General features: G+C 60.3%; 15 protein-coding genes and 1 tRNA gene. 8 read left to right on the top strand and 8 right to left on the bottom strand.

Going from position 1 to position 19,780, the window contains the following annotated elements; translation table 11 throughout:
- Positions 1-107: 107 nt before the first annotated feature.
- The 4 genes from btsR to adhE form a co-directional block, all read right to left on the bottom strand.
- A complete protein-coding gene (btsR, locus tag ACPW74_RS11635; RefSeq protein ID WP_041215425.1) occupies positions 108-812 on the bottom strand; it encodes a two-component system response regulator BtsR in 705 nt (234 codons plus the stop codon).
- Complete coding sequence (locus ACPW74_RS11630) at positions 809-2,500, bottom strand: sensor histidine kinase (protein WP_041212838.1); 1,692 nt, start codon at positions 2,498-2,500, stop codon at positions 809-811. The genes btsR and ACPW74_RS11630 overlap by 4 nt, the downstream gene beginning before the upstream one ends.
- 352 nt (positions 2,501-2,852) lie before the next feature.
- On the bottom strand, positions 2,853-4,088 hold the full coding sequence (locus ACPW74_RS11625; RefSeq protein WP_049636409.1) for an HD-GYP domain-containing protein: 1,236 nt from the start codon (positions 4,086-4,088) through the stop codon (positions 2,853-2,855).
- A 110-nt stretch (positions 4,089-4,198) separates the two neighbouring features.
- On the bottom strand, positions 4,199-6,874 hold the full coding sequence (adhE, locus tag ACPW74_RS11620; protein ID WP_039038985.1) for a bifunctional acetaldehyde-CoA/alcohol dehydrogenase: 2,676 nt from the start codon (positions 6,872-6,874) through the stop codon (positions 4,199-4,201).
- An 832-nt stretch (positions 6,875-7,706) separates the two neighbouring features.
- Between adhE and ACPW74_RS11615 the strand changes: the two genes are divergently transcribed.
- The 7 genes from ACPW74_RS11615 (at position 7,707) to ACPW74_RS11585 (ending at position 15,651) form a co-directional block, all read left to right on the top strand.
- Positions 7,707-8,342, top strand: coding sequence for a YchE family NAAT transporter (locus ACPW74_RS11615; RefSeq protein WP_049636966.1), 636 nt, complete (start codon positions 7,707-7,709; stop codon positions 8,340-8,342).
- A gap of 280 nt (positions 8,343-8,622) precedes the next feature.
- Positions 8,623-10,242: an ABC transporter substrate-binding protein gene (locus ACPW74_RS11610; RefSeq protein WP_041212840.1), complete on the top strand. Its 1,620-nt coding sequence runs from the start codon at positions 8,623-8,625 to the stop codon at positions 10,240-10,242.
- 97 nt (positions 10,243-10,339) lie between these two features.
- On the top strand, positions 10,340-11,260 hold the full coding sequence (gene oppB / locus ACPW74_RS11605) for an oligopeptide ABC transporter permease OppB (protein WP_010674330.1): 921 nt from the start codon (positions 10,340-10,342) through the stop codon (positions 11,258-11,260).
- A gap of 14 nt (positions 11,261-11,274) precedes the next feature.
- Positions 11,275-12,186, top strand: coding sequence for an oligopeptide ABC transporter permease OppC (oppC, locus tag ACPW74_RS11600; protein WP_010674331.1), 912 nt, complete (start codon positions 11,275-11,277; stop codon positions 12,184-12,186).
- 108 nt (positions 12,187-12,294) lie between these two features.
- A complete protein-coding gene (locus tag ACPW74_RS11595) occupies positions 12,295-13,275 on the top strand; it encodes an ABC transporter ATP-binding protein (RefSeq protein WP_039038983.1) in 981 nt (326 codons plus the stop codon).
- Positions 13,276-14,271, top strand: a complete 996-nt coding sequence (gene oppF / locus ACPW74_RS11590; RefSeq protein ID WP_049636967.1) for a murein tripeptide/oligopeptide ABC transporter ATP binding protein OppF — start codon at positions 13,276-13,278, stop codon at positions 14,269-14,271.
- 435 nt (positions 14,272-14,706) lie between these two features.
- On the top strand, positions 14,707-15,651 hold the full coding sequence (locus tag ACPW74_RS11585) for a TerC family protein (protein WP_029314355.1): 945 nt from the start codon (positions 14,707-14,709) through the stop codon (positions 15,649-15,651).
- 54 nt (positions 15,652-15,705) lie between these two features.
- Here ACPW74_RS11585 and alr read toward each other — a convergent pair whose 3' ends face one another.
- Positions 15,706-16,932, bottom strand: a complete 1,227-nt coding sequence (gene alr, locus ACPW74_RS11580) for an alanine racemase (RefSeq protein ID WP_041212842.1) — start codon at positions 16,930-16,932, stop codon at positions 15,706-15,708.
- Positions 16,933-17,111: 179 nt separating this feature from the next.
- Here alr and ACPW74_RS11575 point away from each other — a divergent pair, with 179 nt between their 5' ends.
- A complete protein-coding gene (locus ACPW74_RS11575; RefSeq protein ID WP_010674336.1) occupies positions 17,112-17,558 on the top strand; it encodes a methyltransferase family protein in 447 nt (148 codons plus the stop codon).
- Between the two features lie 73 nt (positions 17,559-17,631).
- Here ACPW74_RS11575 and ACPW74_RS11570 read toward each other — a convergent pair whose 3' ends face one another.
- From ACPW74_RS11570 to ACPW74_RS11560, 3 genes are all read right to left on the bottom strand, one after another.
- Positions 17,632-18,891 (bottom strand): dicarboxylate/amino acid:cation symporter, encoded by a 1,260-nt coding sequence (locus ACPW74_RS11570; RefSeq protein WP_182935553.1) that lies wholly within the window; start codon positions 18,889-18,891, stop codon positions 17,632-17,634.
- A 203-nt stretch (positions 18,892-19,094) separates the two neighbouring features.
- Positions 19,095-19,571: a CC0125/CC1285 family lipoprotein gene (locus ACPW74_RS11565; RefSeq protein ID WP_425858092.1), complete on the bottom strand. Its 477-nt coding sequence runs from the start codon at positions 19,569-19,571 to the stop codon at positions 19,095-19,097.
- 120 nt (positions 19,572-19,691) lie between these two features.
- Positions 19,692-19,768, bottom strand: a tRNA-Pro gene (locus ACPW74_RS11560).
- Between the last annotated feature and the right edge of the window lie 12 nt (positions 19,769-19,780).

Genomic DNA, 19,780 nt, shown 5'->3' with positions numbered 1-19,780 from the left:
AGCCAGTGTAGGGGGGACTTCTGTTAACGGCAGGTGAAAGAGGGTGAGCGGCGACATGGCGAGCCGAGTGGTTGCCCGCTGTGATCCGGCGCACATCGCGCCCCGCTTTATTCCAGTCCCAGCTCGTCTTTTAGCTCCTTGAGGTAGCGGCGGCTGACCGGTACCCGGGCCCCGCTCGGGGTCACGATCTCCGCCAGTTGATTCTCCAGCAAACGGATTTCGAAGATGGCGGCCGGGGCCACCAGATACTGGCGGTGACAGCGCAGCAGCGGGGTCTTCTCCTCGAGGGACTTGAGGGTGAGCTGGGTGTGAAACAGCTCGCCCTGGCAGGCGACATGGACGCCGCCGAGATCGGAGAAGGCGTACTCCACCTGGGAGGTTGGGAGCAGCCGCACCCGGTTGTGCAGGTATCCGGGGATATGGTGGATGGTCGGGGCCAGGGTCCCGACCGGTTGCGGGGTGATGTCCTGCCTGAGCCGCGCCAGGGTCTTGGCGAGGCGCGCCGGCTCCACCGGCTTGAGCAGGTAATCGAAGGCGTTCTCCTCGAACGCCTGGATGGCGTACTCGTCAAAGGCGGTGACAAAGACGATGCGGGGCAGGGGATCGAGCATGGCCACCAGCTCCATGCCGCTGAGTTTGGGCATCTGGATATCGAGAAACACCACATCCGGCTTGAGTTGCTGGATGAGGCCGAGCGCCTCGATGGCGTTGCCCGCCATGCCCAGGATCTCGATGTCGGGATCGCTGGCCAGCAGCTCTGCCAGCTCTTCGCGGGCATAGGGCTCGTCATCGACGATCAGGGTGCGGATCATGTCATCTCCTTGGCGGTGGTGCGGGGTTGTCGTGGGAGCGTCAGGGAGACCCGGGTCCATTGCTCTGGCTCCCACTGGACGTCAATGCCATAGCGCTCGCCAAAGGCACTCTTGAGGCGCTTGTCCACCAGGCTCATCCCCAGACCATCCCCCTGGCCGGATGGTTGCCAGGCCCCGGCGTTGTCTTCGACGCAAAGGGTGATCGCCTCGGGGGTTTCCCTCGCGAAGAGGCGAAGTCGCCCCTCTCCCAGCAGGGAGCAGATGCCGTGCTTGATGGCATTCTCGATGAGGGGCTGCAGGGTGAAGCTCGGCAGTTGCACCTCGGCAAGGTGGGGCGGGATCTCGTTGATGACGGTGAGCCGCTCGCCAAAGCGGGCCTGCTCTATCTCCAGGTAGGAGAGGCAGTGCTCCTGCTCCTCACGCAGCGTGGTCAGGCCGCTCTGGCGCTTGAGGTTGTTGCGAAAGAAGCGGGAGAGGTGCAGCAGCAGCTCCCGTGCCCGTCCCGGATCGCGGCGGGTAATGGCGCTGATGGTGTTGAGGGTGTTGAACAGGAAGTGCGGGTTTATCTGTGCCTGCACCAGCTTGAGCTCGGATTGCACCAGCAGGCGCTGCTGCTGCTCCAGGCGGCCTGCCAGCAACTGCTGGGACAACAGGTTGGCGATCCCTTCTCCCAGGGTGTGATTGATCTTGAGGAAGAGCCGCTTCTTGGGCTCATAGAGCTTGATGGTGCCGATCACCCCCTCGTCACCCTGCAGGGGGATCACCAGCACGGAGCCGAGCTGGCACTGGGGGGAGATGCTGCAACGATAGGGCTGGCTGTTGCCATCGGCGAACAGCACCTTGTTCTGGGCGATGGCTTGCAGGGTGATCGCCGAGGTGATGGGGGTACCCGGCTTGTGGTGATCTTCTCCGGTGCCGATGAAGGCGAGGATCTTGTCGGTGTCCGTGATGGCGACGGCGCCGACGCCGGTCTCTTCCTGAACGATATGGGCTATCTTGCCGCTGGCCTCCGGAGTGAACCCCTGGCTCATGATGCCGACGGTGCGGTTGGCGATGGTGAGCGCCTTGGCGGAGAAGACCCGGGAGAACTTTTCGTACATCCGCTGCTGGTCGCGGATCATGCTGATGAAGAGCGCCGCCCCGCAGGAGTTGGCGAGGATCATGGGGGTGGCGATGGTGCGCACCAGCAGCAGGGACTTGTCGAAGGGGGTGGCGACCAGCAGGATGATCACCATCTGCATGATCTCGGCCACGAAGGTGGTAAAGAAGGCGACCCTGGGTGCAAAGAGGTCATTGACCCTGCCTGCCCGCATCAGCCGCCAGTGCACCAGCCCCCCCAACAGCCCCTCGCAGGTGGTGGAGATGGCGCAGGCGAGATCGGTGAACCCCCCCAGAGTATAGCGGTGCAGGCCGCCGGTCAGCCCCACCAGGAATCCCACCAGGGGGCCGCCCAGCAGTCCCCCCAGTACGGCACCGACCGCCCGGGTGTTGGCGATGGCGTCATCGATGTCGAGGCCCACATAGGTTCCCAGGATGCAAAAGCAGGAGAAGATGACATAGATGAGCACCTTGTGGGGCAGCCTGACGGAGTAGTTGGCCAGGGGACGCAACAGGGGGCTTTTGGAAAAAAGGTAGGCGATGACCAGGCTGACGCTCATCTGCTGGAGCAGAGAGAGGACTAGTTGCATAAAAAAGCTTCCTCAAACACCACGCCGGAGCCGGGCGTTGTCATGACGCAGGGTGAGCCTGAGCCCGTCTTGATGCGGGCTGCGGGCTGAACGCTGCGGCAGTTTGCCAGAATGGAAAAATAAAACCATATAAAATCAGCACGTTAAATTGATATTTGTGTAATCGATGCCCGCTTGATATTGTTGATGCGAGCATGAAGGTATCCACCGGATACGCCACACGGAGGTGGCATGCTCCGCCCGGCCATCGGCTGGGCGTTTTTTATCCAGCTCCAATGGTGGACGATTTCGAGGGGACCTGAGCAATTATTCAGGTTTGTCCAATGAGTTATCCCCAGCTTCTGGGGATAACTCAGAAGGCGAAATAGTAACAGACCCGCCGACCCAGACCGAAAAAAGCGCGTTGCGCGTCGTCCAGCTCTTCCTGTCTGAGGGTGGCGACGATGCTTCGCGCATCTTCCCGCAGATCGATCATGGCCACTCCTTCCGGCCGCTGCCCCTTGAGGTAGGGCAGCACCTTGGGTCTGAGGGGCATGCTGGGCTCGGTGGAGAGCACCAGGGCCAGGGCATCGTCATCCAGGCGCACCAGGGAACCCGGTGGATAGACCCCCAGCACCTTTATCAGCAACCTGACCTGGGTTTGCTCGAACTTCTTCTGGGAGAGCTTGTAGAGCTGGCCGATCACCTGGCTGGGCCCCGGCGGGTTGAGGCCGCTGCGCGGGTGAAGCAGCTCGTCATAGTGATCCACCAGCCCGATGAGGCGGGCGAGAGGGGGGATCTTGTCGCCCTTGATCCCGAGGGGAAAACCGCTGCCATCGAGGCGTTCGTGATGCAGGTAGGCGACCTCACGGATCCTGGGTTCGAAAGCCTGCAACTGGGTGAGCATCACCAGTCCGTACTGGGGGTGCATGTTGAGGAAATTCTGCTCCGCCTTGCTGAGCTCCCCCCGCTTCTGGATGATCTGGCTCGGGATCCTGAGCTCGCCGATGTCGTGGATCAGGCCCGCCAGACCGGTCTCCTCGATCTCGACGGGATTCATGCCAAGCTCCCGTGCCACCAGCATGGCGATGAAGGCCACGCTCAGGCTGTGTTGCAGCAGGGTATCCGTGTTCTGGCTGCGGATGAGGTGCAGACCGAGCGGCCCCTGGTGTTCTGCCAGACGGGCGGCGGTGCTGCGCACTATCTGCGCAGTATTGGCCAGGCCTTCGTCCGGTTTGAGGTTGAGGGCGCCAAGGGCGTCGCGAAGATCTGACAGGGATTGACCGAACGCCTTGTCCGCGATGCGAAGGGAGCGCCTGAACGCCTTTTCGTCGAAGGTGGGGCCCTCAGAAGAGGGGGCGGTATCCCCGGTGTCGCTCATCTCAAGAGAGGGAACGGGTTCGGCCCGCAGCAGGGGCTCTACCGGCAGATCGCTCTTGTCGGGATCCACCATCAGCAGGGTCAGGTCGAGGTGGCGGATGATGTCGAGCTGCTGCTGGTCCTTGATTTTGAAGGCGTTGAACATGAAAGGGTGGCTCGTCCATCCCGTGGGAAGATGGATGTAGTGGCCGACTCTCAACTGCTCGATGGAGGCCTGTATCAGCGCCATGGACTAGCTCTTCTGTCGAATTTGCCTATCAACAAGCTAGCAAAATTAAACAGATAGACAAACAAAAAAGCCCGCGCATGTGCGCGGGCTCTTGTCATCCGTGGCGTTTATCAGGCCTTGGATTTTTTCTTGTTGTCCACCTTGGTGTCGACCTTGGCTGCAACCGGGGCGGCAGCAGGGGCTTCCTCGATGAAGGGACGGCCGTAGTAGGTGTCCATCAGGATGGCTTTCAGCTCGGTGATCAGCGGGTAGCGCGGGTTGGCGCCGGTGCACTGGTCATCGAAGGCTTCCAGGGCCAGCTGGTCTACCTTGGCCAGGAAGTCCGCTTCGTTCACGCCGGCTTCGCGGATGGAGGCCGGGATCCCCAGGGTGGCCTTCAGCTCGTCCAGCCAGGTCAGCAGCTTCTCGATCTTGGCGGCGGTACGGTCACCGGCAGCGGTCAGGCCCAGGTGGTCAGCCACTTCGGCGTAGCGACGGCGAGCCTGCGGACGGTCGTACTGGGAGAACGCGGTCTGCTTGGTCGGGTTGTCGTTCGCGTTGTAGCGGATGACGTTGCTGATCAGCAGGGCGTTGGCCAGACCGTGGGGGATGTGGAACTCCGCACCCAGTTTGTGGGCCATGGAGTGGCACACACCCAGGAAGGCGTTGGCAAACGCGATACCAGCGATGGTGGCGGCGTTGTGCACCTTCTCGCGGGCAACCGGGTCGTTGGCGCCGTTGATGTAGCTGGAGGGCAGGTAGTCCTTCAGCAGTTTCAGGGCTTGTAGCGCCTGACCGTCGGAGTATTCGTTGGCCAGCACGGAGACATAGGCTTCCATGGCGTGGGTCACTGCGTCGATACCACCGAAGGCACACAGGGATTTGGGCATGCCCATCACCAGGTTGGCATCCACGATGGCCATGTTCGGGGTCAGCTCGTAGTCGGCCAGCGGGTACTTCATGCCGGTGGCGTCGTCGGTCACGACCGCAAACGGGGTCACTTCAGAACCGGTACCGGACGTGGTGGTGATACAGACCAGTTCGGCCTTCACGCCCATTTTCGGGAACTTGTAGATACGCTTGCGGATGTCCATGAAGCGCATGGCCAGGTCTTCGAACGCGGTATCCGGGTGCTCGTACATGACCCACATGATCTTGGCGGCATCCATGGGTGAACCACCACCCAGGGCGACGATCACGTCCGGCTTGAAGGAGTTGGCCATCTCGGCGCCCTTGCGGACCACGGACAGGGTGGGGTCGGCTTCCACTTCGTAGAAGATCTCCACTTCCATGTTCAGCTTCTTGAGCAGGCGAACCACTTCATCGGCATAGCCGTTGTTGAACAGGAATCGGTCGGTCACCACCATGGCGCGCTTCTTGCCTTCCAGGTCGCCCAGGGCGATCGGCAGGGAACCACGACGGAAGTAGATGGATTTCGGAAGTTTGTGCCACAGCATATTTTCTGCCCGTTTTGCGACTGTCTTCTTGTTGATCAAGTGCTTGGGACCGACGTTCTCGGAGATGGAGTTACCACTCCAGGAGCCGCAACCCAGGGTCAGGGACGGGGCCAGCGCGAAGTTGTACAGGTCACCGATACCACCCTGGGTGGAGGGGGTGTTGATGAGGATACGGGCGGTCTTCATCTTGTCGCCGAAGTACTTGATGCGGTCGGCATTGCGATCCTGGTCGGTATAGAGACCGGAGGTGTGGCCGATACCACCGATGTTGACCATGTCGCAGGCCATTTCGACGGCTTCTTCGAAGTTCTTGGCACGGAACATACCCAGCGTTGGAGAGAGTTTCTCGTGAGCGAACTCGTCTTCCGCGCAGAGTTCCAGACCTTCACCGATGAGGATCTTGGTGGTGGCAGGCACGGTCACACCGGCCATGGCGGCGATCTTGGTGGCAGGCTGGCCCACGATGTCGGCGTTCAGGGCGCCGTTGATCAGCAGCACTTTACGCACCTTGTCCGCTTCGTCCTTGGAGAGGATGTAGCCGGCGTGGGTCGCGAAACGCTCCTTGACCTGGTTGTAGATGGAGTCGACCACGATGACAGCCTGCTCGGAGGCACAGACCACGCCGTTGTCGAAGGTCTTGGACATCAGGATGGAGGCGACGGCACGCTTCACGTCGGCGGTTTCGTCGATGACGATGGGCACGTTGCCCGCACCCACGCCGATGGCGGGTTTGCCGGAGGAGTAGGCGGCCTTCACCATGCCCGGGCCACCGGTGGCCAGGATCAGGTTGATGTCGTCGTGACGCATCAGGGCGTTGGAGAGTTCGACGGAGGGTTGATCAATCCAGCCGATGATGTCTTTCGGCGCACCGGCAGCCACGGCAGCATCCAGTACCAGCTTGGCAGCGGTATTGGTGGAGTTCTTGGCGCGGGGGTGCGGGGAGAAGATGATGGCATTGCGGGTCTTCAGGGAGATGAGGGCCTTGAAGATCGCGGTGGAAGTCGGGTTGGTGGTCGGTACGATACCGCAGATGATGCCTACCGGCTCGGCGATGGTGATGGTGCCCATCTCGTCATCTTCACTGAGGATGCCGCAAGTCTTCTCATCTTTGTAGGCGTTGTAGATGTATTCGGAGGCGAAGTGGTTCTTGATAACCTTGTCTTCGATGATACCCATGCCGGATTCAGCCACGGCCATCTGGGCCAGGGGGATACGGGCGTTGCTGGCGGCCAGAGCGGCGGCGCGGAAGACCTTGTCTACCTGCTCTTGCGAGAAGCTGGCGAATTGACGCTGTGCTTCTTTGACGCGGGCAACCAGTGCATCCAGTTCAGCCAAATTGGTTACTGCCATGTTTATCTCCTGATGATTTGAAAACTGTTTAGTAAGACCTTGGCAATGCCCGGCAATTATAGCCACCTTGTCAAGGCGAGAATCACCATAACGGGGTATTTACATGCCTTAGTAAACTGTTTTCTGACTCGATTATAGGGTCGGGATGTGTCAGAAAAGATTGATCTGGATCATATGTAACAAAAGAACAAAAGAAATTTTGTTTCACCCCTTATCGCACCACTATGTTACGGGAGTGTGTCATCCTTTCTTGGCATCACGAGCTGCTGTCACGCGCCCTTGAAATATCTGCTCAGGGAAGGGGATCCGATGAATTCTCGCCTTGACCGGGATGGGGGAAGGTGGCATTGCCATGATGGCGGCAGAACGCCTAGCCCCCTGACGTTTCATTTATGTTGAGAAAGGGGTTGTTGTTTTCATCCAGTCGCCCTGGCGAAACAGCACATCTGGCGGTGGCAGGGAGCTTGTCACCTCTGCACAGCCGGCCCCACTGGCACCGCACCAGGGTGAGAAAGGCCAAAATCGGGGTCACAGGAGCGGGTGGGGGCGGCAAGCAGGTGTGGTGAGAAGCAAGGGTGCCATTTGCCGAAAATATCGTTTCTTGGCTGAGGGTTGATATAACGCGCTGTCATGGCACCCGGCGATGTTAATGGTGGCCACTCTCCCTTAACAACCCGATATGTTGAATTTTGTCGATACATTAGCGGAACTAACTAAAAAGCCCCGGTAAGGGTGAGATTATTTGATTGGAGAAGGGAAAAGCCATGGTGTAAATTTACGCGTAGTTTGGGGGTTGGCCCCTTGTGGCTCGTATTGGTTCTGGATGGCGCCTATGGCAGCAATAGACTTCTCTTTATACATGAAATTTTTCGTCGGCCTGTTTGCGATCATCAACCCGCTGGGTCTGTTGCCGGTCTTTGTGAGCCTGACGGGCCACATGTCGCCGGAGGAGCGACGCAAGACCAACACCACCGCCCACATTGCCGTGATGATCATCTTAATGGTCTCCATGTGCATGGGACAGCTCATCCTCGACAGTTTCGGCATCTCCCTGGCGTCGTTTCGCATTGCTGGTGGCTCGCTGATCACCCTGATCGCCTGGTCGATGCTGCAGGGCAAGCTGGGGGAGGTGAAGCACAACAAGCAGGAGAAGGGTGAACTGGCTGCGCGTGAATCCATTGCCGTGGTGCCCCTGGCTCTGCCGCTGATGGCCGGACCCGGTGCCATCTCCTCTTCCATCGTCTATGCCAGCCAGAAGACCCTGCCCCAGATGGCCGGCATGTTCGTGGTGGTGGTGGCGTTTGCCTGCTGCTCCTGGCTCATCTTCCGCGCCGCTCCCCTGCTGTTCAAGCTGATGGGCAACACCGGCATCAACGTGGTGACCCGTATCATGGGTCTCATCATGATGTCCCTTGGCATCGAGATCATCGTGGCGGGCATCAAGGGAGTCTTCCCCGGTCTGGTGTGAGCCAGGTCCGTTTTTGTCGGAGCCGGTCCTTGTGACCGGCTTTTTATTGTTTCTTTTTTGTTGGTCATTTCCTAGAATCGAGCGGCCTTGTACGAAAAATGACCGCTGCGGGATATTTAAATGCTGAATAAATGGTTTTAAGTTGTTTTTTTGACCATGAAAGCGGCCTGTTCCTGATGATATCTATTGCATTATCAGAATTGTCAGGGAATTATGCGGGCAGCGAGGTGTTTGTCTCGTGGATAACAAATGCATGGAATGTTCTTGTTGGAGTATGGAAATGACTCATAGAAAAACAATTATTAATACCCTTTTATTGACTGCACTTTTCGGTGGCGCCACCCTGGCTCACGCCGCCGATGTCCCCGCCGGTACCAAGCTTGCTCCCGAGCAAACCCTGGTGAAAGGCAATGGTTCCGAACCCGCCACCCTGGATCCCCAGAAAGTGGAAGGTACCCCCGAATCCAACGTATTGCGTGACCTGTTCGAAGGTCTCGTCTCCTCCGGCCCCAAGGGCGAAACCCTGCCCGGCGTCGCCGAGTCCTGGGAAACCAAGGACAACAAACACTACGTGTTCCACCTGCGCAAGGATGCCAAGTGGTCCAACGGGGATCCCGTCACCGCGCATGACTTCGTCTTTGCCTTCCAGCGCGCGGTGGATCCCAAGACGGCCTCTCCTTACTCCTGGTACATGGAGATCCCGACCATCATCAATGCCTCCGACATCATCGCGGGCAAGAAGCCGGCCGACACCCTGGGCGTGAAGGCGGTGGACGATCACACCTTCGAGGTGCAGCTGGAGAAGGCGGTGCCTTACTTCGTCAGCATGCTCTCCCACACCACCACCTATCCGGTCCCGAAGAAGGTGATCGAGAAGTTCGGTGACAAGTGGACCCAGCCCGGCAACATGGTATCCAACGGCGCCTACGTGCTGAAGGACTGGGTGGTCAACGAGCGCGTCGACGTCGAGCGCAACCCCAACTACTGGAATAACGGCAAGACCGTCATCAACAAGGTGACCTACCTGCCCATCCAGTCCACCAACGCCGAGCTGAACCGCTATCTGGCTGGCGAAGTGGATCTGACCTACAACATGCCCATCGAACGCTTCAAGCAGATGAAGAAAGAGCTGCCGGACGAAGTAAAGGTCAGCGGCTATGTAGGCACCTACTACTACCAGTACAACTTCAAGCACAAGCCGTTTGACGACGTGCGGGTGCGTACCGCCCTCTCCTATGCCATCGATCGCAACGTGATCGCCGACAAGGTGATGGGCAAGGGCGAAACCCCGGGCTATACGCTCGTGCCTGACTTTGTAGATGGCTTCAAGCCGGTGGCGCCGGCCTGGTCCAAGCTGACCCAGGCAGAGCGCGATGCCAAGGCGAAAGAGCTGCTGACCGAAGCCGGTTACGGCCCGGGCAAGCCGCTCAAGTTCGAGCTGCTCTACAACACCGATGACAACCACAAAAAGGTGGCCGTGGCCGTCGCCTCCATGTGGAAGAAGCTCGGCGTGCAGGTGAGCCTGGTGAACCAGGAGTGGAAGACCTACCTGGAGACCAAGAAGCAGGGTAACTTCGACGTGGGCCGCGCCGGCTGGATTGCGGACTACAACGAAGCCTCCTCCATGCTGGATCTGATGCAGACCACCCACGGCAACAACGACGGCAAATACTCCAACCCGACGTTCGACAAGCTGATGAGCGAGTCCCGCAACCAGGTGGATGCCGAGGCGCGCAACAAGCTCTATGTCCAGGCCGAAGAGATCCTGGCCAAGGACATGCCGATCGCCCCCATCTATCAGTACGTGACCTCCCGCATGGTCAAGCCCTACGTGGGCGGCTACCCGGCCAACCCGCTGGACAACATCTACAGCAAAGACATGTACATCGTTGCTCACTGAGTAAAGAAACAAGTCGCATAACAAGCAGGGCCCGCCAGACGGCGGGCCTTTATTACAACCGCGACCCTTTGGAAGCAGTACAGGACAGGAAATGTCTATGTTGAAATTCATCCTTAAACGTCTACTGGAAGCGATCCCGACTCTGCTGGTCTTGATCACCGTCTCCTTCTTCATGATGCGCTTCGCTCCGGGTAACCCCTTTACCAGCGAACGCGCCCTGCCGCCGGAAGTCCTGGCCAACATCGAAGCCAAATATGGCCTGGACAAGCCCATCGGCATGCAATACCTCACTTACCTCGGCAACCTGGTCCAGGGGGATCTGGGGCCTTCCTTCAAATACAAGGACTTCACCGTCAATGATCTGGTGAGCCAGGCCCTGCCTGTCTCCGCCAAGATAGGCTCGGTCGCCTTCCTGCTGGCAGTGACCCTGGGGGTCACCTTCGGCACCATTGCGGCCCTGAAACAGAACACCCTCATCGACTACCTGTTGATGTCGTCGGCCATGGCCGGGGTGGTGATACCCGGCTTCGTGCTGGCACCGCTGCTGGTGCTCTTCTTCAGTATCTATCTGGGCTGGTTCCCGGCGGGGGGCTGGCAGGGGGGCGGCGCCCAGTTCATGGTACTGCCGGTGTTCGGCATGATGATGTACTACATCTCGGCCATCTCCCGCATCATGCGCGGCAGCATGATCGAGACCATGAACTCCAACTTCATCCGTACCGCCCGCGCCAAGGGGCTGCCTCTGCGCCACATCATCCTCAAGCACGCGCTGCGCCCGGCCATGCTGCCGGTGGTCTCCTACCTGGGACCGGCCTTCGTGGGCATCATCACCGGCTCCGTGGTCATCGAGACCATCTTCGGCCTGCCGGGGATCGGCCAGTTGTTCGTCAACGGTGCCCTCAACCGTGATTACTCCATGGTGCTCGGTCTGACCATTCTGGTCGGCGCCCTCACCATCACCTTTAACGCCGTGGTCGATATTCTCTATGCCGTCATCGATCCCAAGATCCGTTACTAAGCCGGGAGTTCATCATGGTAGTCACAACTGAAAAGCGCGAAGCCGTCGAGGCGTTCGCCCAGAAAGTGGAAGTGGTGGAAGGACGCTCCCTGTGGAAGGATGCCCGTCGCCGTTTCCTGCGCAACAAGGCGGCCCTGACCAGCCTCATCATCCTGACCATCATCGGTCTGGCGGTGATCGTGGGGCCCCACCTGTCCCAGTACACGTTCGATGACCCGGACTGGGGGGCCATGCAGAGTGCCCCGGACATGGAGACCGGCCACTGGTTCGGCACCGACAGCCTGGGGCGCGACCTGTTCGTGCGTACCCTGCTCGGCGGACGCATCTCCCTGATGGTCGGCATCATGGGGGCCCTGGTGGCCGTCATCATCGGCACCCTCTACGGCGCCGCGTCCGGCTTCATCGGTGGTCGCGTCGACAGCCTGATGATGCGCGTGCTTGAGATCCTCAACGCCTTCCCCTTCATGTTCTTCGTGATCATGCTGGTGACCTTCTTTGGTCGCAACCTGGCCCTCATTTTCCTCGCCATCGGGGCGGTGAGCTGGCTCGACATGGCGCGGATCGTGCGCGGCCAGACCCTGAGTCTCAAGAGCAAGGAGTTCATCGAGGCGGCCCACGTCTGCGGCGTCTCCAAGTGGAAGATCATCACCCGTCATATCGTGCCCAACGTGCTCGGGATAGTGGCGGTTTACGCCACCCTGCTGGTGCCGGGGATGATCATGTTCGAATCCTTCCTGAGCTTCCTGGGTCTGGGCGTGCAAGAGCCCATGACCAGCTGGGGCGCCCTGCTGGATGAAGGCTCCAAGTCGATGGAAGTGGCCATCTGGCAACTCCTGTTCCCCGCCGGTTTCATGGTGGTGACCCTGTTCTGCTTCAACTTCCTCGGGGATGGTCTGCGTGATGCCCTGGATCCCAAGGATCGCTGATACCCAGGGACCGGCAAGACGCCAAGGGGCCATCAGACCCGTTCAGGGAACGCACCGCGTTCACCACGGGCAGGCCCCCATCACGACAGCGCGATAAGGAGTACTGAGATGAAATTACTGGATGTGAAAGATCTGCGGGTCGAGTTCAAGACCCCGGACGGCAATGTGGTGGCCGTCAACGACCTCAACTTTTCTCTTTCTGCTGGCGAAACCCTGGGGATCGTCGGGGAGTCAGGCTCAGGCAAGTCCCAGACTGCCTTTGCTATCATGGGGCTGCTGGCCAAGAACGGTGTCATCACCGGCTCGGCCAAATTTCAGGGGGACGAGATCCTCAATCTGCCGGAGCACAAGCTCAACAAGATCCGCTCCGAGAAGATCGCCATGATCTTCCAGGACCCCATGACGTCGCTCAACCCCTACATGAAGGTCAAGGATCAGCTAATGGAAGTGCTGATGCTGCACAAGGGGATGACCAAGGCTGCCGCCTTCGAGGAGTCGGTGCGCATGCTGGACGCGGTGAAGATCCCCGAGTCGCGCAAGCGGATGAACATGTACCCCCACGAGTTCTCCGGCGGCATGCGCCAGCGGGTGATGATCGCCATGGCGCTCCTGTGCCGGCCGCAGCTGCTCATCGCCGACGAGCCGACCACGGCGCTGGACGTGACGGTACAGGCCCAGATCATGACCCTGATGAACGAGCTCAAGCGCGAGTTCAACACCGCCATCATCATGATCACCCACGATCTTGGCGTCGTGGCCGGCATCTGCGACAAGGTGCTGGTGATGTACGCAGGCCGGACCATGGAGTACGGCCGGGTCAACGATATCTTCTATCGCCCGAGCCACCCCTATACCGAAGGCTTGCTGCGCGCCATTCCCCGCCTCGACACCGAAGGGGAAGAGCTGCCCACCATTCCGGGCAATCCGCCCAACCTGCTGCGTTTGCCCACCGGCTGCCCCTTCCAGGAGCGTTGCCACCGGGTGAGCGAAATTTGTGGCCAGCAGTCTCCGATCCTGACGCCGTTCAACGACGGACGGGAGCGGGCGTGCCACTGGGTATCGGATGCCATGATCAAGGGAGTGAACTAAATGGGTACTGACAAGAAACTGCTGCTGGAAGTGTCCGACCTCAAGGTTCACTTCCATATCAAGAGTGACAAGGCCTGGCCCTGGGCCAAGCCCTCCGCCCTGAAGGCGGTGGACGGGGTGACCCTGCGCCTCTACGAAGGGGAGACCCTGGGCGTAGTGGGGGAGTCCGGTTGCGGCAAATCCACCTTCGCCCGTGCCCTCATCGGTCTGGTACCGGCCACCGACGGCAAGGTGGTGTGGCTTGGGCAGGACTTGACCAAGCTCGACCAGAACGCCCTGCGGGAGAAGCGCAAGGAGATCCAGATGATCTTCCAGGACCCGTTGGCCTCCCTGAACCCCCGCATGACCATAGGGGACATCATCGCCGAGCCCCTCATCACCTTCTACCCGACCCTGCCAAGGGAAGAGGTGAAGGAGAAGGTGCGCGCCATGATGACCAAGGTGGGTCTGTTGCCGAACCTGGTGAACCGTTACCCCCATGAGTTCTCCGGCGGCCAGTGCCAGCGCATCGGCATCGCCCGGGCGCTCATCCTCGAGCCCAAGATGATCATCTGTGACGAGCCGGTCTCGGCGCTGGATGTCTCCATCCAGGCTCAGGTGGTGAACCTGCTCAAATCCCTGCAAAAGGAGATGGGGCTCTCCCTCATCTTCATCGCCCACGACCTCTCCGTGGTCAAACACATCTCCGATCGGGTGCTGGTGATGTACCTGGGCAACGCGGTGGAGCTCGGGACCGGCAAGGAGATCTTCGCCAATCCCCTGCACCCCTATACCAAGGCGCTGATGTCGGCGGTTCCCATCCCGGATCCGGATCTGGAGCGCAGCAAGGTCATTCAGATCCTGGAAGGGGACTTGCCATCCCCCATGAATCCGCCCTCCGGCTGCGTGTTCCGCACCCGCTGCCCGGTGGCAGGCCCGGAGTGCGCCAAGACCCGGCCCCAGCTCGAGGGCAACTTCGACCACGCGGTTTCCTGTCTCAAGGTGGATCCGCTCTGAGAACCTGTTAACGATCTTGCTGCGAGGCCGTGATCAAGGCTCATGCGCTGTTCGGAATCCTCATGTATTCATATACATTCCGGTTCCTGCGCTGCTCTTTACCTTGTTGACGACCTCTCGCGACAGCTCGTAAACAGGTTCTAAGGAGAACCGTATCGAGAAGGGCGCGTGCTGGCGCCCTTTTTATTGCATGGGGGATAAGATGCCTCTTGGCGCTAGCGGTTGTCGCTGCTACTATCCGCCGCACAAGGGGAGTAACTTCTCGCCGGTTTGTCGTCATTACGGTGCACCCATATCCTGCAGTGCACCCGGCAGCCGGGCAGTTGACGCAAGTCGGCTGTAAGTGAGACCTTGCCGAGAGGCAAGGTGTATCTGCTCCAAACGCGAACCCACTGCCTCCCGGCCGTGGGTTTTGTCGTTTTGGGAGAAGTGAAAATGGGTGAATGGTGGATGTGGACCGGTTTCTTCAGCATAGTGCTGGTCCTGTTGTGGATTGATATCCGCTTTGTCGGTGGCGGCAAGGCGCACAAGGTGTCCCTGAAAGAGGCGGGCATCTGGTCTCTCATCTGGGTCAGCGTGGCGCTCCTGTTCAACCTGGCCATCTGGCTCTGGCTGGATCACAGTGCCGGGCGCGAAATCGCGAACCAGAAGGGGCTGGAGTTTCTCACCGGCTACCTCATCGAAAAGGCACTGGCGGTGGACAACGTCTTCGTCTGGTTGATGCTGTTCGGCTACTTCGCCATCCCGGCGGAGCTGCAGCGCCGGGTCCTGCTCTACGGGGTGCTGGGGGCCATCGTGATGCGCGCCGGCATGGTGTTCGCGGGCAGCTGGCTCATCGAGCAGTTCCACTGGATCCTCTACCTGTTCGGGGCCTTCCTGCTGCTGACCGGTGCCAAGATGCTGTGGGCGGCCGACAAGGAGCCGGATCTCGAGAACAATGCCCTGCTCGGCTGGATGCGTCGTCGCTTCAAGGTGACCGAGACGCTGGAGGGGGAGAAGTTCTTCGTCTGGCGTGACGGTGTGCGCTACGCGACCCCGCTGCTGCTCATCCTGGTGCTGGTGGAGGTGAGCGACCTCATCTTCGCGGTGGACAGTATCCCGGCCATCTTCGCGGTGACCACGGATCCCTTCATCGTGCTCACCTCCAACATCTTCGCCATCATGGGGCTGCGCGCCATGTACTTCCTGCTGGCCGGGGTGGCCGATCGTTTCGCCCTGCTCAAATACGGCCTGGCGCTGATCCTGATGTTCATCGGGGTCAAGATGTTGCTGCTCGATATCTTCAAGATACCGACCGGCATCGCCCTTGGCGTGGTGGCGCTGATCCTGCTGGCCTCCATGGGGCTGAGTCTGCTGATGACCCGCAAAAAGGCGGCGTGAACGGTGCAGTAAAAAGGGCTCCCTCGGGAGCCCTTTTTCATGTCAGCAATTTGCTTAGCGCTTGATCTTCTTGGGGTTGGTGTAGCCCCAGACGGTGTACATGTCCGCCAAGAGGGCACCGTTGTACTCCTCCAGATCAGATTGTTTCACCTCGGCATCACCCTGGCGTCCGAACAGGACCACCTCGTCACCGGGTTTGATCCCCTTGATGTCGGTGACGTCCACCATGGTGGTGTTCATGGAAGTCTTGCCCACGACGGGGGCCTTCTGGCCATGGATCAGCACATAGGCCTTGTTGCTCATGGCGCGGCGGTAGCCGTCGGAGTAGCCCATCGGCAGGTTGGCCAGCAGGGAGTCGCGCTTGAGGGTGAAGGTGCGGTCATAGCCGACGGTGTTGCCCGCCGGGTAGTGGTTGACGGAGGCGACCTGGGTCTTGAACGCCATCACCTTCTTGTACTCGGTGTAGGAGGGAATGGTGTCGCCATAGATGATACCGCCAGGGCGCACCATGTCAAAGTAGGCTTCCGGCACTTCCAGGGTGGCGAAGGAGTTGGCGGCGTGGATGGTGAGCTTGCTGCGATCCAGCTTGCCGGCGTCGATGAGCCACTGGTAGTCCAGCTTGAACTGGGCCAGCCCCAGCTTGACGTCCTCTTTCTCCTCCACCGGGAAGTGGGTCATGATGCCGACCGGGGTGATCCCCTTGAGCTTGAGCATGGCCAGGGCATCGGCCTTGGCATCGTCCTGGCGCAGATCGATGCCGTTGCGGCTCATGCCGGCGGAGTTCAGGCCGATGTGCACCGGGATGTTGGTGTGATGGCGCTGGGCGATGCCGGCGATCCCCTTGGCGCTCTCCAGGCTGCCGATGAGCTCCTCCAGCTTGTAGGGCAGGGCCTGCTCCACTTCATCCGGGGTGGCGGCCCGCACCCGCATCAGGCGACCTTCGAAGCCCTTCTCGCGAGCAACACGTGCTTCTTCGTTGCTGGCGATGCCGATGCAAGGGATGCCTGCCTTGACCACGGAAGGGACCAGCAGGTCGATGCCGTGACCGTAGGCGTCCGCCTTCATGATGGCGCAGATCTGCGGGCCCTTGTCACCGAGGCGATTCTTCAGGGTCTGGATGTTGTGCTCGAAGGCACCGAGATCCACTTCCAGCCAGGCGTTGGCGGCGGTCTGTTCCTGACCGTTGCGGTGGTCGTCGGCGAGCGGCAGATAGGGGGCGGCGACCGCCTGGCCGGCCAGCAGGCCAAAAATCAGGGTCGCGAGCAGTGTTTTCTTGTGCATGGGGCAAGTCCTTTCTTATTGTCTTGAGTTGAGGCTGGGCTCATCGCTGAGGCGAGCTGCGGCAGGGCTGGTCATAGCATGTTGCTATGCTAATGATATATTTCACTTTTTATCCAGATGCCGACTCTGGGAGTGTATCTCAACGGCGTCAATCGTGGCACGTGTTGCAGGAAGAAAATATGAAGCTGACGTTGCGGATTCCACCGTTGCTGCTGTTCGTCGTCATCGTGCTCGCCATGTGGCTGGGGCGGGGTGAGGGGAGGGCGGCGCCCCTGTGGCTGGTGCTGGTCGCCACGCTGTGGCTGGCGGGAGCCCTGCTGGGGGGCGGTGCGCTTCTGCATTTCTGGCAGCAGCGCACCACTGTGCACCCCCAGCGGCTGGAGAGCAGCCGGGTGCTGGTGACCCGGGGCGTCTATCGCATCAGCCGCAATCCCATGTACCTGGGGCTGCTCTGCTGGACCCTGGCGCTGGCGTGCTATCTGGGAGGCATGGCAGTGTGGCTCGGGCCGCTGCTGCTCTGGGGCTGGCTTACCCGCTTCCAGATCCTGGCGGAGGAGCAGGCGCTGCGGCGACAATTCGGCGATGCCTATGACGACTATTGCCGACAGGTCAGGCGCTGGTGCTGAGGCGCGGCGTGCCCCATCAGGCATATGACAACGGCCCGCAGAAGCGGGCCGTTGTCATGGGGGTCAGGGGGGATCACGCCTTGGCGGTGTCCACCTCGCCGAGGGGGGCGGTCTCCCCCAGGCTGTCTTCGCTCTTGGCCACCACGCTCGCGGCGATGGCGTTGCCCAGCACGTTGGTGGCGGAGCGCCCCATGTCGAGGAAGTGGTCGATACCGAGCAGCAGCAGGATGCCCGCTTCCGGGATGTGGAACTGGTTGAGGGTGGCGGCAATCACCACCAGGGAGGCGCGGGGCACCCCGGCCATTCCCTTGGAGGTGACCATCAGCAGCAGCAGCATGGTGATCTGCTGGGCCGTGGAGAGCTCGATGCCATAGGCCTGGGCGATGAACATCACCGCGAAGGTGCAGTACATCATGGAACCGTCCAGGTTGAAGGAGTAGCCCATGGGGAGCACGAAGCTGGCGATGCGCTTGTCACAGCCAAATTTCTCCAGCCTGTCCAGGGTCTTGGGGTAGGCGGCCTCGGAGCTGGCGGTGGAGAAGGCCAGCAGGATGGGCTCGCGGATGAGGGCGAGCAGTGTCAGGATGCGGCGGCGGATGAAGAGGCTGCCCATGGCGATGAGCAGCAGCCATAGGCAGCCGAGCGCCAGATAGAACTGGGCCATGAAGGTGCCATAGGTGGCGAGGATGCCGAGCCCCTCCTTGGCGACCATGGCGGCGATGGCGCCAAACACCGCGAACGGGGCGAAGTTCATCACGTAGCCGGTCACCTTGAGCATGATCTCGGCGCCGCTGGCCATCAGCTTGACCACGGGCTTGGCGTCGTCCCCCAGGGCGGCGGCGGCCAGCCCGAAGAAGAGGGAGAAGACCACGATCTGCAGGATCTCGTTGGTGGCCATCGCCTCGACCACGCTTTTCGGGATGGCGTGGGTCACGAAATCCTTGAGGGAGATGGCAGTGGCAACCACGCCGGAGCTGGCGCCGTCATCGGGCAGGGAGAGGGAGAGCCCCACCCCGGGTTGCATCAGGTGGACCATGACCAGCCCCAGGGTCAGGGACAGCAGGGAGGCGAGCATGAACCAGCCCAGGGTCTTGACGCCGATGCGGCCCACGGTGCGGGTGTCGCCCATCTTGGCGATACCGACCACGAGCGTGGTGAACACCAGGGGGGCGATGATCATCTTGATGAGGCGCAGGAAGATGTCGGTCAGCAGGGTGATGTCATCGGCAAAGCCTGCGGCCTGTGCGGGCGCGAGCAGGCGATAACCCTGCCCGGTCACGATGCCAAGCAACATCGCAATGAGGATGGCAACGGTCAACTTGTTCATTTTCATGGGGGAGTTCCGGTTTCGATAGGTGCAATGCCTGTGCAGGCGGCGAGGGGCCGCCTCAGTCCTTTTTTGTGATCCGGGCGGTGGAATCCAGACAGCCGGTGTGCTGGAGAATGCCTAATCGCGAAGGGGAAATCCAGTGACTTGTTTCGGAGTTTTGTGCTGTTATTAGCTGCATTTGATATGCATCTTGTGATTTATTTGTATTAATCGCTGTTTATTTTAATTTTTGCGAGATAAACGGCTTTCATGCTCTGCGCGTCCCGGGGGTTGGCCTCCAGGGTGAAGACGAGCAGGGCCGAGGTGCGATGTTCCACCTGCATGTCGTCCATGAAGGTGTCTGGCTCGTACTCGTCGAACCCGAATTGGGGGCGGGTCGGGGTGACCCTGACGGCATCCCGCGACAGGGTCAGCGTCTCGACCTGAATCCAGGGGTATCCCTTTGCCAGTGCCACCTCACCGGCCCGCTTGAGCACGTATTTGCGCGCCGTTTCCCTGTCCACCAGATCGTTGCCCACAAACTCCAGTTGCCAGCGGGCCGGGCCAAGCTGGGTCTGTGAAAAACCGGTCTGGCCATTCCAGAACGATTTTTCACTGTCATAGGCGGTGGCGCAGCCCGCGAGCTGGCCGACCAGCAGGGCGCTGAGGGCAAGGGTGCAGAAAGTACGAAGGGAAGGCAACATGATGCGGGCCGCTTGGCAAAGGGGGTTTTACTACAGCATAAAGGGGTTGGAGAGACAATCGCGGCGGAAGACCATAAAAGAAAAGGCCTTGTCGTCTGACAAGGCCTTTCTCGGGGAATTTGGTCGGTGTGAGAGGATTCGAACCTCCGACCCTCTACACCCCATGCAGATGCGCTACCTGGCTGCGCTACACACCGACGGAGTCAGCT

This window comes from Aeromonas sp. INTO2, from assembly GCF_049860605.1.
Classification (GTDB): domain Bacteria; phylum Pseudomonadota; class Gammaproteobacteria; order Enterobacterales; family Aeromonadaceae; genus Aeromonas; species Aeromonas caviae.
Note: the sequence above shows the minus strand (reverse complement) of the source record. Positions and strands in the feature narration are given on the sequence as shown.

What these genes read in the sequence shown, in the direction of transcription:
- oppB (WP_010674330.1), top strand. Translation starts at nt 10,340, where the DNA reads ATGTTGAAATTCATCCTTAAACGTCTACTGGAAGCGATCCCGACTCTG.
- ACPW74_RS11615 (WP_049636966.1), top strand. Translation starts at nt 7,707, where the DNA reads ATGGCAGCAATAGACTTCTCTTTATACATGAAATTTTTCGTCGGCCTG.
- adhE (WP_039038985.1), bottom strand. Translation starts at nt 6,874, where the DNA reads ATGGCAGTAACCAATTTGGCTGAACTGGATGCACTGGTTGCCCGCGTC.
- ACPW74_RS11630 (WP_041212838.1), bottom strand. Translation starts at nt 2,500, where the DNA reads ATGCAACTAGTCCTCTCTCTGCTCCAGCAGATGAGCGTCAGCCTGGTC.
- oppF (WP_049636967.1), top strand. Translation starts at nt 13,276, where the DNA reads ATGGGTACTGACAAGAAACTGCTGCTGGAAGTGTCCGACCTCAAGGTT.
- ACPW74_RS11625 (WP_049636409.1), bottom strand. Translation starts at nt 4,088, where the DNA reads ATGGCGCTGATACAGGCCTCCATCGAGCAGTTGAGAGTCGGCCACTAC.
- ACPW74_RS11570 (WP_182935553.1), bottom strand. Translation starts at nt 18,891, where the DNA reads ATGAAAATGAACAAGTTGACCGTTGCCATCCTCATTGCGATGTTGCTT.
- ACPW74_RS11575 (WP_010674336.1), top strand. Translation starts at nt 17,112, where the DNA reads ATGAAGCTGACGTTGCGGATTCCACCGTTGCTGCTGTTCGTCGTCATC.
- alr (WP_041212842.1), bottom strand. Translation starts at nt 16,932, where the DNA reads ATGCACAAGAAAACACTGCTCGCGACCCTGATTTTTGGCCTGCTGGCC.
- ACPW74_RS11565 (WP_425858092.1), bottom strand. Translation starts at nt 19,571, where the DNA reads ATGTTGCCTTCCCTTCGTACTTTCTGCACCCTTGCCCTCAGCGCCCTG.
- btsR (WP_041215425.1), bottom strand. Translation starts at nt 812, where the DNA reads ATGATCCGCACCCTGATCGTCGATGACGAGCCCTATGCCCGCGAAGAG.
- oppC (WP_010674331.1), top strand. Translation starts at nt 11,275, where the DNA reads ATGGTAGTCACAACTGAAAAGCGCGAAGCCGTCGAGGCGTTCGCCCAG.
- ACPW74_RS11585 (WP_029314355.1), top strand. Translation starts at nt 14,707, where the DNA reads ATGGGTGAATGGTGGATGTGGACCGGTTTCTTCAGCATAGTGCTGGTC.
- ACPW74_RS11610 (WP_041212840.1), top strand. Translation starts at nt 8,623, where the DNA reads ATGACTCATAGAAAAACAATTATTAATACCCTTTTATTGACTGCACTT.
- ACPW74_RS11595 (WP_039038983.1), top strand. Translation starts at nt 12,295, where the DNA reads ATGAAATTACTGGATGTGAAAGATCTGCGGGTCGAGTTCAAGACCCCG.